Source organism: Micromonospora sp. NPDC051227, assembly GCF_044455385.1.
Lineage (GTDB): Bacteria > Actinomycetota > Actinomycetes > Mycobacteriales > Micromonosporaceae > Micromonospora.
In genome coordinates, this window is record NZ_JBITET010000003.1 from 519,049 (window position 1) to 533,950 (window position 14,902).

A 14,902-nucleotide genomic window follows, 5' to 3' on the forward strand; every position below is an offset into this window, starting at 1 on the left:
TGACCCGCGGCCGGGCGGGTCGGGGGTCGCGGCCGAAGCGTCCGTGCCGTACGTTTGCGGCGCCCCGGAACCAGCCTTGATCTTTACCGGTTGGAACCGGGACGATCGACCCGATCGACCCGACACGTGCTCTCTAAGAGGTGACAGATGGGGCTGGACAACGTCGCGGTGCACTGGCCGCGGACCGGCCGCTTCTACGATCCGGTCGCGCCGGCCGAGTTCGTCGACTTCGGCGAGATCGTCGACCTGCCGCGCATCTCCGCGCCGACCGCGGCGCTGGCCGAGCTGATCGCGAAGACCGGCACCATCCGGGCGACCGCGTACACCGAGCTGGTGGATCTGCTGCTCGGCCTCGAAGGTGTGTTGTACGCCACAGACGCCGCCGCAGAGGACGAGGACCCGGTGATCGACCCGGACGGCTGCTCCTGGATCGCGAGCGGCATCGAGCGCTTCGTGGCCGCGCACCGCGCGACCGGCGAGGCGGTCACCTTCGAGTCGGTGAGCACCGTGCTGCGCTCCCTGCTCGGCGACGGTCGGTTGGCCGAGCAGCAGCTGCGCTGGCTGGAGAGCCGGCTCGACGCGCTGCGCGACGAGCGCGGTGACCCGCCGCAGTGGAACTTCACCTGCGCCGAGTTGGGCGTGCTGGCCGCGTTCTACCGGCGCTGCGCCGAGCGCGGGTTCGCCGTCTACGCCGACGCCTGAGCCGCCGCGTCAGGCTCCGGGGCGGCCGGTCGGTTGGCGGCCGAGATCAGCTGCGTGAGCACCGCGTGCAGGTGTTGCAGGTCCTCGACGGGCAGCCCGAGGCGCTCCACGATCGCGGCCGGGATCAGCTCGGCCTGACTCCGCAGCGCGGCACCGCTGGCGGTGAGGGTGACGGCGAGGCTGCGCTCGTCGCCCGGGTCGCGTTCCCGGCGCAGGTAGCCGGCCGCCTCCAGCCGCTTGAGCAGGGGCGACAGCGTGCCCGGGTCGAGCTGGAGCAGGCGACTGAGGTCGCGACCGGACAACGGTGCGTGTTGCCAGAGCGCCAACATCACCAGGTACTGCGGGTGGGTCAGCCCCATCGGCTCCAGCAGCGGCCGGTAGACGGCCACCACGCTGCGCGCGGCGACCGAGAGGGCGAAGCAGACCTGCTGCTCCAGGGCCAGCGGGTCGACGCCGTCCGGTCGTTCGCTCATCGGTTGCCCTCTCTCCGCACGGTGACTATCGTACCGATCATTGGTACACCAACCATTGGTGCCCCAAAGGTCTGCTCGTGCGACGGGCGAGAACCGGCGAGGCGACGCGGGGAAAGAGGCGGCAGATGAGCGAGGACGGCGCGATCACCAGGGCCCCGGGCGAGGGCGGCCGATTGATGCGTTGGGCCTTCAGGCACCTCGCCGGGCCGGCTGAAGGTGTGCAGGGCGCGGTGCAGGGCGGCTCGGCCGAGGCCCGCGAGGCGTGGAAACGTGACCTGGCCGAGCGCAAGCGCTTCACCCAGGAGCAGCGGGAACGCAAGCGGGCCGCCCGCGAGGCCGACCGGCGCGGCTGAACGGCCCGCTCAGCCGTACGTGTCGCGCGGACCCCGGCCGCGTACCCGGCGTGGGCCCTTCCCCCAGGAGGGCGCGGCCGGGCCGTGAATGTGCAGCTTGCGCACCACGTTGTGCCCGACCTCACTGGCGATCTGCTTGAGCAGCGAGCCGGCGAGCAGCCGCAGCTGGGTGGCCCAGGCGGTCGAGCGCGCCTCCACTGTCAGCTCGCCGTTCTCCAACTTCACCGGTCGGCTGTTCTGCGCGACCTCCGCGCCGACGACCCGCTCCCAGGCGCCGAACACGGTGGCCTCGGCCGCTGGCTGCTGCCAGCCGCGCGCCTTCACCAGCCGGTTGAGCACGGCGCTGAGCGGCTGCGGATCGCGCGGGTCGGGGCCGGGGCCGGAGTAGCCGCGCAACCGCCGCCCCGAGCCGCCGGCAGCGTCGCCGCCGCCGGGGGCACGTCGGGCACGGGCCGCAGCCTGCCGTCGGGACAGCGCCGCGTCGAGCACCGCTCGGGCCAGCTCCGGCCCGCTGGCGGCCGCCGCCGGCTCACCGCCCGCCGATCCCTCCGCTGCCTTCGGGGTACGCGCAGCAGGGCTGTCGCCGGCCGCTGGTCGATCGGTGCCTGGCTTATCCGACACGGCGTACCGTCCCTTCGCCGACCTGGTAGCGGGTGCCGCGCAGGGCGGCCGGCACATCGTCGTCCACCGCGCAGGTGACCAGCAGCTGACTCGCCCCGCCGACCAGCTCCGCCAACCGCTCCCGGCGGCCGGTGTCCAACTCCGCGAAGACGTCGTCGAGCACCAGCACTGGCTCAATGCCGTCGGCGCGCAACAGGTCGTACCCGGCCAGCCGCAACGCGAGGGCGAACGACCACGACTCGCCGTGGCTCGCGTACCCCTTGGCGGGCAGTGGGCCGAGGCTCAGCGCCAACTCGTCGCGGTGTGGGCCAACCAGGGTGGTGCCCCGCTCGATCTCGGCGGAGCGGGACGCGGCCAGGGCCGCCGTCAGCGCCTCGGCCAGCGCGGCCCGATCGGTGGTCGGCTCGGCCAGCTCGATCGAGGGCCGGTAGGTGATGCTCGCCGCACCCCGACCGGCGGCCACCGCGTCGTACGCCTTGGCCACGTGCGGGGTGAGCGCGGCCACCAGCTCCAGGCGGCCGGCGAGCAGCTCCGCCCCGTGCTGGGCCAGGTGGGTGTCCCAGACCGCGAGGGTGCCGAGGTCGCCACCCCGGGACCCACCGGTCTTGCGGGCCAGGTACGCGGTGCGCAGCAGGGCGTTGCGCTGCTTGACGACCCGCTCGTAGTCGGCCCGCACGCCCGCGAACCGGGGCTGCCGGTTGACCAGCAGATCGTCCAGGTAGCGGCGGCGCTCGGCCGGGTCGCCCCGGACCAGCTCAAGATCTTCCGGGGCGAAGAGCACCAGCCGGAGCGCCCCGAGCACGTCCCGGGCCCGCCGCGCCGGTGAGCGGCCCAGTCGGGCCCGGTTGGCCTTGCCCGGCACGATTTCCAGCTCGACCAGGAGTTCGCGGCCGTCGTGCACCACCGCGCAGCGGATCACCGCGGACGTGGCGCCCATCCGGACCAGAGGCGCGTCGGTGGCGACCCGGTGCGAGTCCAGAGTCGCCACGTAGCCCAGCGCCTCGACGAGGTTGGTCTTGCCGACGCCGTTGGCGCCGATCAGGACGTTCGCTCCCGGCTGGAGGTCGACGGCCACCCGCTCGTACGAGCGGAAGTCGACCAGTTCCAGCCGATGAACGTACACAGGTTGTGGATACCGCTCAGCGCTTGTGGACGGCGTGGCCACCGAACTGCTGACGCAGCGCGGAGACGGCCTTCATGGCGGGCGAGTCGTCCTGCCGCGAGGCGAACCGCGCGAACAGCGAGGCGGTGATGACGTTCAGCGGCACCGCCAGTCGGACCGCCTCGTCGACCGTCCACCGGCCCTCGCCCGTGTCCTCGGTGTAGCCGCTCAGGTCGGCCAGCTCCGGGTCCTCGTCGAGCGCCCGGTCGAGCAGGTCGAGCAGCCAGGAACGGACGACGGTGCCCTCCCGCCAGGACTTGATGACGCCCGGCACGTTGGTCACCAGCTCCGAGGCGGCCATCAGCTCGTAGCCCTCGGCGTAGGCGTGCATCAGGCCGTACTCGATGCCGTTGTGCACCATCTTCGAGTAGTGCCCGGCACCGACGGGGCCGGCGTGCACGAAGCCGAACTCACCCTCCGGCTTGAGCGCGTTGAAGATCGGCATCAGGCGGTCCACGTGCTCCTGGGCGCCACCGACCATCAGCCCGTAGCCGTTCTGCCGGCCCCAGACGCCGCCGGAGACCCCGACGTCCAGGTAGCCGATGCCCCGCTGGTTGAGCCGCTCCGCGCGGGGCGCGTCGTCGCTGAAGCGCGAGTTGCCGCCGTCGATGATGATGTCGCCCTCGCCAAGCACCTCGGCGAGCTCGTCGATCGTGGCGTCGGTGACACCGGCGGGCACCATGACCCAGACGGCGCGCGGCGACTCAAGCTTCTCTGCCAGGCCGGCGAGGGTCGTGACGTCGCTGATCTGCGCGTTGTGGTCGAAGCCGACCACCTCGTGCCCGGCCGAACGCAACCGCTCCCGCATGTTGCCGCCCATACGGCCGAGTCCTACCAGGCCGAGCTGCATGTGTTTCTACCTCCGTGGATCTGGGTGTTGCTGGGCGCGATCAGCGCGAGACGCGGATCGGCATGATGAGGTACCGGTACCCCGGAATGACCTCGCCATCCTCGCCAGCGGGAGAGATCACCGCGGGCTTGAAGGCGTCGACGAAGGAGAGCACGGCCGTCTGAGCGCCCAGGTTTGCCAGACCGTCGATGAGGTACTGCGGGTTGAAGCCGATGGTCAGTGGTTCACCGGTGAAGGTGGCCTCCATCGCCTCGCTGGCCCGTGCCTCCTCGGAACCGCCGGCCTCGACCACCAGGCCGTCGGCGCTGAAGCTGAGCAGCACCGGGGTGGTCCGTTCGGCGACCAGCGCGACCCGCTTGACCACCTCGATCAGCGTGCTGACCGACACCCGGGCCGCGGCGTTGTGCGCGGCCGGGAAGAGCGACCGCACCGGCGGGTAGTTGGCGCCGTCGAGCAGCCGGCTGGTGGTACGTCGGGTGCCGCCGGCGAGGCCGACCATGCCCTCGCCCGCAGCGCCCTGGGCGAGGGCGAGCGTGACCTCGCCGCCCAGCGGGCCGAGGGCCTTGGCGGTGTCGTTCAGGGTGCGGGCCGGCACCAGGGCGTTGATGCTCACCTCGGGGTCGTCCGGCCGCCACTGGATCTCGCGCAGCGCCAACCGGTAACGGTCGGTGGCGAGCATCGACAGGGTGTCACCCGACAGCTCGACGCGAACGCCGGTCATCATCGGCAGCGTCTCGTCGCGACCGGCGGCGATGGCCACCTGGGCCACCGCGGTGGCGAACGCCGCGGCGTCGACAGTGCCGGCGCTCTGCGGCATCTCGGGCAGCGCGGGGTAATCCTCCACCGGCATGGTGGGCAGGGTGAACCGGGCGCTGCCGCAGACCAACTCGAGGTGCGCGCCGACCGCGGCGATGTCCACCGGCTTGGCCGGCAACGCCTTGGTGATCTCGGCGAGCAGGCGGCCGGAGACGAGCGCGGCGCCGTCGGCGTCGCCCTGCACCTCGACGGTCACCTGACTGGAGACCTCGTAGTCGAACCCGGAGACCCGCAGGTTGCCGTCGGTGACGCGGAGCATCACCCCGGCGAGCACCGGTACGGATGGCCGGTTGGGCAGGCTCTTCGCGGTCCACGCCACAGCCTCGGCGAGCGCGTCGCGCTCCACTCGGAACTTCATCAATGCCTCCGCGTCGACGTCAGCGACAACTCTCTCATGCCGACCGCTGCCTACCGTCCCGCCCGACCGTGCGGGTACCCATCGCACCTTAGGGCGCGGGGACATCGGCTGTGCGCCCGACCCCATGGATCGTGTCGATGCTGACCGGCTGATCCGACAGCGTTCGGCACGATCCACAGAAAGCCCAACGGTGATGATTGGTTTTTGTTCTCTTAGAAGAGATAACTCATCGTCTTCATCGCACCTGTGCAAACTGTGGAAAACCGAGGTCTGCGCAGGTCAGACAGGTTATCCACCGGTGATTTAGCTGTGGAGAACCGGGGGTACAACCGGCTCGTGTGTCCACAGCCCGGCGACGTCGGCCGGTTGTCCACCGTTGTCCACCGGTTGTCCACCGGTAATCCACCGACTTTCTCCCCAAGCCTGTGGATCGCGGGGAAGATCACCATTGCCGTCATCCCCAGAACCTTCAACAGCTCGTACACAGGTTGATGATGATCGGTGGATAACCTGACGGTCGTCCCCAGGCGTCCACAGCTTCGTACACAGGGTTTCTCCACAGCCTGTGGGTAACTGGCGGAGGACGGACCGTAGTTATCCACCGACGGTGGATAACGAGCTGTGGACAACGAGTGGGGATCGAGGCGGTCACGGCCTCAATGCTGTGGTCTCCACCATGTCGAGAGTCCAGCTGACTGACCCAAAAAGAACGCCCGACCGGAGATCCGATCGGGCGTGTCCTGCGGCTGTGCACCGCGCGACGGCGGCCGTACGCCTCAGCTGTTCTGCTTGATGCGGTTGGTCAGCTCGGCGATCTGGTTGTACAACGAGCGGCGTTCCGCCATCTGCTGACGAATCTTGCGGTCGGCGTGCATCACGGTGGTGTGGTCCCGGCCACCGAACGCCTGCCCGATCCGGGGCAGCGACAGCTCGGTCAACTCCCGACACAGGTACATGGCCACCTGACGGGCGTTGACCAGCACCCGGGACCTGGACTGGCCGCGCAGGTCCTCCAGGCTCACCCCGAAGTAGTCAGCGGTCGAGGCCATGATCTGGTCAGCGTTGATCTCCGGACCGGCGCCGTCGGGCATGAAGTCCCGAAGCACCTCCTCGGCCAGCGACAGCTCGACTGTCGACCGGGTCAGGCTGGCGAACGCGGTCACCCGGATCAGCGCGCCCTCCAGCTCCCGGATCGAGTTCGACACCCGGGAGGCGATGAACTCCAACACGTCCGGTGGGGCGTACATCCGCTCCTGCGCTGCCTTCTTCTGCAGGATCGCGATCCGGGTCTCCAGATCCGGCGGCTGGATGTCGGCCAGCAGCCCCCACTCGAACCGGGTTCGCATCCGGTCCTCGAGGGTCGCGAGCTGGCGCGGCGACCGGTCAGAGGTGATCACGATCTGCTTGTTGGCGTTGTGCAGCGTGTTGAAGGTGTGGAAGAACTCCTCCTGGGTGCGCTCGCGGTTCTCCAGGAACTGGATGTCGTCGATCAACAGAATGTCGACGTCGCGGTAGCGCCGCTGGAACGCGCTGGTCTTGTCGTCCCGGAGCGAGTTGATGAAGTCGTTGGTGAATTCTTCGGTCGATACGTACCGGACCGAGCGGGCGTTGCCCAGCGTGGTGGCGTAATGCCCGATGGCGTGCAACAGGTGCGTCTTGCCCAACCCGGAGTGCCCGTAGATGAACAGCGGGTTGTACGCCTTGGCCGGTGACTCCGCCACCGCCACGCTCGCCGCGTGGGCGAAGCGGTTGGACGAGCCGATGACGAACGTCTCAAACATGTACTTCGGGTTGAGCCGGTTGCCGCCGGTGTCGGCACCGGGCAACCGACGGTCGTCGCGGCCACCGGTCCGATGGTCCACAGCGCTGCGGCCCGGCCCGCTGTCCGTTCCGCTGTCCCGGGGCAGCGAGCGGATCACGTGCTGGTCGCGCGGTGACGCCGAGTCGTCCCGGTAGCGGGGCTCGTAGGGCCGGGTGTCGGGGCCGGACGGGTCCAGGCGGGCGGCCTGCTCGTCGTAGCCGCGCCGGTCCGGACCCGGCCGGGAGGGCCGCAGAGGCTCCGCGAAGGAGGCGCTGAACAGCGCCTCCTGCCCGTCCCTGCTGGCGGGAATCAACCCCGCGCGATGCCCCTCCACGGGAGGCGCGAGCGGCGGACCCGCCGGCGCGGGTGGCGGAGAAAGATCGGGGGTACGCGGCGCGGGTGACTGCTCAGGGATCATCGCGTCGGCGGACGGTCGAGCGCCCTGGTCGTCCTCGAACGGCGCGACGCCCGGGCCGTCGATGTCGAGCTGCCCGGTCTCCGGGGCGCTGCGGTAGACGGTGCCGGCCGGTCGGCCGGTCGCGTCCTCGGCCACCCGGACGGTGACAGCGACCTGGATCGGTCGGCCGAGCCGGCGGGTGAGCGCCTCGGTGATCGCCGGTCGCAGCCGTGACTCGATCACGTCGCGGGTGAACGCGTCCGGAACGGAGAGCAGTGCGGTGTCCTCGACGATCGCTCGCAGCCGGGTCAGTCGGAGATAGGCACGCTGCTGGGCGGAGATGATCTCGTCGGCGAGCTCGTCGGTCGCCGCTAACCACACTGCGGCAAGGTCGGTCGTACCGGCCACCGTCGTGCCACCCCCTCGCTTCTGCTCCCGGCCGCCGCTGTCTGCCAGCCGGCCGTCCCGGGCCCGCCGCGTTCGCGGGTGGAACAACACCCACCCGGACGGTCGACCGGTGGTCATCCACAAGTTATCCACAGCCTGTGTACCGACCGATTGTGGCCGCCGCCGGACGCGGGTGGGACCTGCCCCTGCCTGAACGGGCGCTGAAGCGGGTTCACCGTGCCGAACGATTCACTGCCATGTCCGGTCTTGCCTGCGCGACGACCGGAGCTTCCGACGCTCACCGCAATCGGGCACGGTAACAGCGTTGTCCCTGCGCCATCAACCGGCGACGCGGCGGCGCCCTTGTCGGCATCAGCGAAAACCGCCCTTCGGCCTCGGGCGCGTCCCGTTGTCCCCTGCTCGGGGTGTTTGACGGTCATTGCCCCCCTGCGTAGGCTGGAACGGCTGCTTTCTCGCCCTCTGCTAGGGTGATGGGTGCTTGCTGTCCGCGGTCGCATCCCCGCATCGCCGAGGTCCCGCTCCGCCGGACAGCACCGATCGTGGGCCACCGTCGAGGTGGCCTGGACCACCACACGACCCCGGCGATCCCGTCGCGCGGGGCGCGTACGAAAACGGAGAGCCTGACGTGAGCAAGCGCACCTACCAGCCGAACAACCGCCGGCGCGCGAAGACCCACGGCTTCCGGCTGCGCATGCGCACCCGTGCCGGCCGTGCCATCCTGTCGAGCCGTCGCGCCAAGGGTCGCACCACCCTGTCGGCCTGAGCCGACCGGGCCGGTCCAGGGGACGTGGGCAGTCGTGCTGGCCGCCGCACAGCGACTGCGGCGCAGCACTGACTTCGCCGCAGCGGTCCGCGGTGGCCGACGCGCCGGACGTGGCGCCGTCGTGGTCCACCTGACCGTGCCGGTGACCGTCGACCCCAGCACACCGACCTCGCCGGAGCCGGTACGGGACAACAGTGCGGAGCAGTCGTCCGTGCCGTCCCGTGCCGGCTTCGTCGTGTCCAAGGCGGTCGGTAACGCGGTGACCCGTAACCGGGTCCAGCGCCGACTGCGGGCGCTGGTCCGGGAACGGTTGACCGACCTGCCCGCCGGCAGCACCCTGGTCGTCCGGGCGCTCCCCGCCGCGGCGCAGGCGTCGTACCCTCGGCTCGCCACCGACCTGGACGCCGCCATCGCGGTCGCCCGCTCGCCGCGCGAACGGCGGCCCCGATGAGCGGCACCGAGCAGGGCAGCCCACGGCCGTCGACAACCGGTGCCAAGGTGCTGATCGCGCCCATCATCGCGTACCGTCGGTGGATAAGTCCGGCACTGCCGGCTCGCTGTCGGTTCTACCCGTCGTGCAGTGCGTACGCCCAGGAGGCGGTCGTTCGGCACGGCGCGCTCCGGGGAGCCGTGCTGGCGGCCCGGCGGTTGTTGCGCTGCCACCCCTTTCACCCTGGTGGATATGACCCGGTGCCGGAGCCGGGCGGCCGCCGTCGTGCTGATGTGACTGGAGCCCCGAATTGAGTCTGAGTCTCGACTGGATCTACTACGCGATTTCGTGGATCCTGCTGACCTGGCACTCTGCCTGGGACGCCATCGGGGTGCCCGTCGGCGCGGTGATCGGCACCAACTTCGCCTGGATCCTGTCCATCATCTTCCTGGTGGTCACCGTCCGGGTGATCCTGTTCCCGGTCTTCGTCAAGCAGATCAAGTCTCAGCGGGCGATGCAGGCGCTTCAGCCCAAGGTCAAGGAGCTTCAGGAGAAGCACAAGGGTGACCGGGAGACGCTCCAGAAAGAAATGATGGAGCTCTACAAGAAGGAGAAGGCCAACCCGCTGATGGGTTGCCTTCCGATGTTCCTTCAGATCCCGGTCTTCCTGGGCCTCTTCCACGTGCTGCGCCGGCTCGACCCGGACAAGCAGAACAAGACCCTCTACGGCTGGACCGTCGACCAGTTCCAGAGCGCCTCGCAGGCGAAGCTCTTCACCGCCCCGATCGCCGGCAAGTTCGGCTCCACGGCCGACGAGCTGGCCAGCCTCGGCGCCAACGGCAGCACCGTGAAGATCATTGCCGGTGTCCTGGTCCTGGTCATGATCGCCACCACCTACCTGACCAGCCGGCAGATGATCCTCAAGACCGGCTGGGCCGAGGACCCGCAGCAGCGGATGATCCAGCGACTGATGCTCTACGGCATCCCCGCGTCGCTGCTGATCTCCGGCGCGATCTTCCCGATCGGCGTCATCATCTACTGGGTCACCAACAACCTCTTCACCCTTGGCCAGCAGCAGTGGGTGCTGCGGAAGTTCCCGCCGCCGGTGACCCCCAAGAAGGCCGTCGCGCCCGCCGCCAGCCGTAACCCGGTGCAGCCCGCCAAGTCCGGTGGCCTGTTCGGTCGCGGCAAGACTGCTCCGCCGGCACCGGTCAAGGCGGCCGCGCCCAAGGTGGCCGGGCCGAAGCCGGGCGCCAAGCCGGTGAACAACCCGAAGAAGAGCCGCCCCGCCAAGCGGCAGGGCTGACCTGCGAGGGCCGCCGCCGGATCACCGGCGGCGGCCCGTTCCGCACCGCGCAGCCGCCGTACGGCCGGCGCCGGGCGGAACCGACCGCGCACCGCGCGGCCACGGGCGACACTGCCCGTACAGACGTGCCTGTGGGCACCGGCGACCTCCCGCCGGCCCCGGGAAACCAGTCGGACCCGACGGTCCGGCCGAGCGAGTACGGAGATGAGACCGTGACCGAGACCAGCATCCCCCGCGCTGAGCAGTCCCTGGACGAGGAGGAGACCGCCACGCTCGCGGTGGACGGCGACGACACCGAAGCCGACGACACCGAGGCGGACGACGACACCGACACCGCCGCTGGCACCCGGGTGAAGAAGGCTGTGGGCGAGGGCGACCTGTTCCGGCAGAGCGAGATCGCCGCCGACTACGTCGAGGGCCTGCTCGACATCCTCGACTACGACGGCGACATCGACGAGCTGGTCGCCGCCGGCCGTCCGATGGTCGAGGTGGTCGGCGAGCGGCTGCAGAATCTGGTCGGTCAGCGCGGGGCCACCCTGGAGGCGCTCCAGGAACTGACCCGCCTTGCCGTCTTCCGGCAGACCGGTACGCCGAGCCGTCTGTTGCTCGACGTCGGTGGCTACCGGGCGAACCGCCGTAAGGAACTCGCCGCGGTCGCCAAGAACGCCGTCGAGAAGGTCAAGGAGTACGGCGAGCCGGTCCGTCTGGAGGCGATGTCCGCGTTCGAGCGCAAGTGCGTGCACGACGTGGTCAACGCCATGTCCGGCGTGGCGAGCGAGTCCGAGGGTGTGGAGCCGAACCGGCGCATCGTCGTACGGCCGGCGGACTGACCGGGTGACCCACGACGACATCACGGCCGACGCCGTGTCCGGCCCGGGCGGCACGCCGCCCGGGCCGTCCGCTGTCCGCCCCGCCACCGTCGACGCCGATGCTGAATCGACCGGGCGTGACACCGCCCCGTCACCGGCCGACGCGGCGTTGCCGCCCGAACTGGCCCCGGCCGCGCTCACCCTCTTCGGTGACCGTCTCGACCTGGCCGCCGCGTACGCCGAACTGCTGGCCACCGACGGGGTGGTCCGCGGCCTGATCGGCCCCCGGGAGGCACCCCGCATCTGGGATCGGCACCTGCTCAACTGCGCCGCTGTCGCCGAGCGGATCCCGTCCGGCGCGACGGTGCTCGACGTCGGCTCCGGCGCCGGTCTGCCGGGCCTCGTGCTGGCCATCGCCCGTCCCGACCTCACCGTCACCCTGATCGAGCCGCTGGCCCGGCGGACGTCCTTCCTGATCGAGGTCGTCGAGCGACTGGGTCTGGCCAGGTCGGTGCGGGTGTTCCGTGGCCGGGCCGACGAGGCGGCCAGCGGGTCGGGCGGCCGGGAGCCGATCAGCGGAGACGTGGTGACCGCGCGCGCGGTCGCGCCCCTGGATCGACTCGCGGGCTGGAGCCTTCCCCTGGCGGTTCGCGGTGGCCGACTGCTGGCGCTCAAGGGCTCGTCCGCCGCAGCCGAGATCGAGGAGCACGCCGAGGTGGTCGCGCGACTCGGCGGCGGGGAGCCGACCGTGCAGCTCTGCGGCGTCGGGGTGATCGATCCGCCCACCACGGTCGTGGAGATCGTGCGCGAGCGGATGATCGGCCCGGCCCGCCCGGCGGCCAAGAAGCGCGCCCGGGGTGGACGCTCCCGCCGAGGTTGACACTTCGCGCCATCGGGCTTCCGGCCGGTGGGTTGCCTCGTTGTACGGGTACGGATGGACGAGGGGATGAGAACCCGACGTGGACCGGCCGCGCCCGTCCGCCGTAGGCTGACCGCGCGTCGATAGTGTGGAGCGGGTGACGGACGTCGCGGGTCTCCGACCGCTCCCGCGGGCCGTACGCTCCGGGTTGCGGGCGTGGATGCGGCCAAGTTGACCGGGGCGCGGACCGACCATCCGAAGCGGGCAGGGATGACAGGTGCATGACGACGGCAGGTACGACGATCCACGCGTGACCGGGTCGACCAGCGATCCCGTTTCACGTGAAACCGACTACCCGAGCTGGTCGCCCGGCGCGACCGGGCCATCGACCCGACCGACCGACAGCGATCCTCCGACAGCACTGGACCCACCGTCGGGGGCCGGGCGACCGGACAGCTCGGCCACTCCGCAGCCGGCGGGTGTCCGTCGGACGCCGGAGGCGTCGAGTCGACCGGTCAACGCCGCCGAGGTGCGGTCGACCTCGGGTCGCCGAAACACCTCCGCTGCGGTTCGCTTCGAGCCGGCCGTCCCGCACCAACCCACCGCGGCGGCCGCTCGGGACGCCGCGCCGGTGGTCGCCGACGCACCGGTCGCTTCGACCGAGTCGTTGGCCGCCGTGGCGGCCGATCCCACGTACGTTTCACGTGAAACCCCGACGCGCGAAGAGGATGACCCACCGTTGGCTATGGAGGCGATGCGCGCCGTGCAGATCCTGAATCCCAGTGGCGAGGTGACCATGCCTCGACCGGACCGGACCCGGGTCATGTGCGTCGCCAACCAGAAGGGTGGCGTGGGAAAGACCACCACCACCGTCAACCTTGCGGTGGCGCTCGCCCTGCACGGCAACCGGGTGCTCGTGGTCGACCTCGACCCGCAGGGCAACGCCTCGACCGGGCTCAACGTCCCACACCACACCGGAATCCCCGACGTGTACGACTGCCTGATCAACAGCGTGCCGCTGGCCGAGGTGGCACAGGCGGTCGAGGGCATCCCCAACCTCTGGTGCGTACCCGCGACCATCGACCTGGCCGGCGCGGAGATCGAGCTGGTGTCGGTGGTGGCCCGGGAGTCGCGTCTGGATCGGGCGATCGCCGCCTACCCGGGCGAGTTCGACTACGTCTTCATCGACTGCCCGCCCTCGCTCGGCCTGCTCACGGTCAACGCTCTGGTCGCCGCGCAGGAGGTGCTTATCCCGATCCAGTGCGAGTACTACGCGCTGGAGGGGCTCAACCAGCTGATCAACAACATCAACCTGGTACGCCAGCACCTCAACCCGAAGCTCGATGTCTCCACCATCCTGCTGACCATGTACGACCGTCGCACGCGGTTGGCCGACGCGGTCGAGCAGGACGTCCGGAACCACTTCGGCGACAAGGTTCTCCAGGCGGTCATCCCCCGCAACGTCCGGGTCTCCGAGGCGCCGAGCTACGGCCAGTCGGTGATGACCTACGATCCCGGTTCGCGGGGTGCCACGAGTTACTTCGAGGCCGCCCAGGAGATCGCCGAGCGAGGCGTCAAGGAGCCGGTGGGCCGGAATGCGTAGTGCGGACGAATCGCTGGGAGGCGTGGCATGAAGAACCGTCCTCGGGGCGGTCTGGGTAGGGGCCTGGGGGCGCTGATCCCGACCGGGCCGGCGCCGGGTGCCGCTGGCACCGCGACGGTCGAGCCGGAGAACGAGCACCTGGACGACGCGGGCACCGTCGCTGTCGCCCCGGTGCCGGCCGGATCGCCAGTCCGTGAGCCGGAACCCGTACTGAGTCCGGTTCCCGGTGCTCGATTCGCCGAGATCCCGGTCGACGCGATCATGCCCAACCCGAAGCAACCCCGCCAGGTCTTCGATGAGGAGGCGCTGGAGGAGTTGAAGACCTCGATCCAGGAGGTCGGCTTCCTTCAGCCCATCGTCGTTCGGCAGCTCGACGACGAGAAGTACGAACTGGTGATGGGCGAGCGGCGCTGGCGGGCCGCCCAGGCGGTGGGGCGGGAGAGCATTCCGGCGATCGTCCGGGACACCCGTGACGACGCGATGCTCCGCGACGCCCTGCTGGAGAACATTCACCGGGCGAACCTGAACCCATTGGAAGAGGCCGCCGCCTACCAGCAACTGCTGGAGGAGTTCGGGGCCACCCACGAAGAGTTGGCCCGCCGGATCGGCCGGAGTCGCCCGCAGATCTCCAACACGATCCGACTGCTGAACCTGCCCGCACAGGTCCAGCGCCGGGTTGCCGCCGGCATCCTGTCGGCGGGGCACGCCCGCGCCCTGCTGAGCCTCGACGAGGCGGAAGCGCAGGAACAGCTGGCCCTGCGGATCGTGGCTGAGGGACTGTCGGTTCGGGCGACCGAGGAGATCGTGGCCTTGGCACTCAACGACGGGCCGGCGAAGGGTCAGGCAGCGAAGCGCCGACCCAAGGCGCACGCGCCGGCCCTGACCGATCTCGCCGATCGGCTGTCCGACCGGTTCGACACCCGAGTCAAGGTGGACATCGGCCGGAGCAAGGGCAAGATCACCATCGAGTTCGCGACGGTGGACGACCTTGAGCGGATCGTCGGGATCATCGGTGTGCAACAGGAGGAGAGCGGGGAGGACTGACCCCGCCCGCCCGCCTACGGCCGCGCTACCCGAACGGGGGCGCGGCCGTGCTGCATCCCGGGGTCGTCGCGGTTTCACGTGAAACAGACGGCGGCCCTAGTCTCGACCTCGGCTTGTGGCGTGGCGGACGCAGCGGCGGGCGGCGGA

16 protein-coding genes are annotated in these 14,902 nt (G+C 70.4%); 10 read left to right on the forward strand and 6 right to left on the reverse strand.

Annotation, left to right across the window (positions count from 1 at the left end; genetic code table 11):
• The first annotated feature begins 147 nt into the window (after positions 1-147).
• Positions 148-702 carry a hypothetical protein gene (locus ACIA47_RS10425; protein ID WP_091396527.1) on the forward strand — a complete coding sequence of 185 codons (555 nt, stop codon included), beginning with the start codon at positions 148-150 and terminating at the stop codon, positions 700-702.
• Here ACIA47_RS10425 and ACIA47_RS10430 read toward each other — a convergent pair.
• Entirely contained in the window at positions 687-1,175 is a 489-nt protein-coding gene (locus ACIA47_RS10430) for a MarR family winged helix-turn-helix transcriptional regulator (protein WP_396707052.1), read from the reverse strand. The genes ACIA47_RS10425 and ACIA47_RS10430 overlap by 16 nt on opposite strands.
• 125 nt (positions 1,176-1,300) lie before the next feature.
• Between ACIA47_RS10430 and ACIA47_RS10435 the strand changes: the two genes are divergently transcribed.
• A complete protein-coding gene (locus tag ACIA47_RS10435) occupies positions 1,301-1,528 on the forward strand; it encodes a hypothetical protein (RefSeq protein ID WP_203122988.1) in 228 nt (75 codons plus the stop codon).
• A 9-nt stretch (positions 1,529-1,537) separates the two neighbouring features.
• Here ACIA47_RS10435 and ACIA47_RS10440 read toward each other — a convergent pair whose 3' ends face one another.
• The 5 genes from ACIA47_RS10440 to dnaA all read right to left on the reverse strand — a co-directional run bounded on the left by ACIA47_RS10440 (position 1,538) and on the right by dnaA (position 7,941).
• Positions 1,538-2,149 carry a DUF721 domain-containing protein gene (locus tag ACIA47_RS10440; protein WP_396707054.1) on the reverse strand — a complete coding sequence of 204 codons (612 nt, stop codon included), beginning with the start codon at positions 2,147-2,149 and terminating at the stop codon, positions 1,538-1,540.
• The gene (recF, locus tag ACIA47_RS10445) at positions 2,139-3,272 is read right to left on the reverse strand and encodes a DNA replication/repair protein RecF (protein WP_112583934.1); all 1,134 of its coding nucleotides are present in this window, start codon (positions 3,270-3,272) and stop codon (positions 2,139-2,141) included. Before recF ends, ACIA47_RS10440 begins: the two co-directional genes overlap by 11 nt.
• Before the next feature lie 16 nt (positions 3,273-3,288).
• Positions 3,289-4,161 (reverse strand): phosphogluconate dehydrogenase (NAD(+)-dependent, decarboxylating), encoded by an 873-nt coding sequence (gene gnd / locus ACIA47_RS10450; protein ID WP_203122499.1) that lies wholly within the window; start codon positions 4,159-4,161, stop codon positions 3,289-3,291.
• Positions 4,162-4,201: 40 nt separating this feature from the next.
• Positions 4,202-5,335: a DNA polymerase III subunit beta gene (gene dnaN / locus ACIA47_RS10455; protein WP_203122497.1), complete on the reverse strand. Its 1,134-nt coding sequence runs from the start codon at positions 5,333-5,335 to the stop codon at positions 4,202-4,204.
• Positions 5,336-6,111: 776 nt separating this feature from the next.
• Positions 6,112-7,941, reverse strand: coding sequence for a chromosomal replication initiator protein DnaA (dnaA, locus tag ACIA47_RS10460; RefSeq protein ID WP_203122510.1), 1,830 nt, complete (start codon positions 7,939-7,941; stop codon positions 6,112-6,114).
• Between the two features lie 625 nt (positions 7,942-8,566).
• Between dnaA and rpmH the strand changes: the two genes are divergently transcribed.
• The 8 genes from rpmH to ACIA47_RS10500 all read left to right on the forward strand — a co-directional run bounded on the left by rpmH (position 8,567) and on the right by ACIA47_RS10500 (position 14,755).
• Complete coding sequence (gene rpmH, locus ACIA47_RS10465) at positions 8,567-8,704, forward strand: 50S ribosomal protein L34 (RefSeq protein ID WP_007453904.1); 138 nt, start codon at positions 8,567-8,569, stop codon at positions 8,702-8,704.
• A gap of 34 nt (positions 8,705-8,738) precedes the next feature.
• Entirely contained in the window at positions 8,739-9,155 is a 417-nt protein-coding gene (gene rnpA / locus ACIA47_RS10470; RefSeq protein ID WP_203122496.1) for a ribonuclease P protein component, read from the forward strand.
• A complete protein-coding gene (gene yidD / locus ACIA47_RS10475) occupies positions 9,152-9,448 on the forward strand; it encodes a membrane protein insertion efficiency factor YidD (RefSeq protein WP_203122495.1) in 297 nt (98 codons plus the stop codon). Before rnpA ends, yidD begins: the two co-directional genes overlap by 4 nt.
• Before the next feature lie 2 nt (positions 9,449-9,450).
• A complete protein-coding gene (gene yidC, locus ACIA47_RS10480) occupies positions 9,451-10,440 on the forward strand; it encodes a membrane protein insertase YidC (protein ID WP_203122507.1) in 990 nt (329 codons plus the stop codon).
• Positions 10,441-10,652: 212 nt separating this feature from the next.
• Positions 10,653-11,270 carry a R3H domain-containing nucleic acid-binding protein gene (locus ACIA47_RS10485; RefSeq protein ID WP_091397533.1) on the forward strand — a complete coding sequence of 206 codons (618 nt, stop codon included), beginning with the start codon at positions 10,653-10,655 and terminating at the stop codon, positions 11,268-11,270.
• Between the two features lie 148 nt (positions 11,271-11,418).
• On the forward strand, positions 11,419-12,129 hold the full coding sequence (gene rsmG / locus ACIA47_RS10490; RefSeq protein WP_396707361.1) for a 16S rRNA (guanine(527)-N(7))-methyltransferase RsmG: 711 nt from the start codon (positions 11,419-11,421) through the stop codon (positions 12,127-12,129).
• A gap of 256 nt (positions 12,130-12,385) precedes the next feature.
• Positions 12,386-13,711: an AAA family ATPase gene (locus ACIA47_RS10495; protein WP_396707058.1), complete on the forward strand. Its 1,326-nt coding sequence runs from the start codon at positions 12,386-12,388 to the stop codon at positions 13,709-13,711.
• A 27-nt stretch (positions 13,712-13,738) separates the two neighbouring features.
• Positions 13,739-14,755, forward strand: a complete 1,017-nt coding sequence (locus tag ACIA47_RS10500) for a ParB/RepB/Spo0J family partition protein (RefSeq protein WP_203122493.1) — start codon at positions 13,739-13,741, stop codon at positions 14,753-14,755.
• Positions 14,756-14,902: the final 147 nt, after the last annotated feature.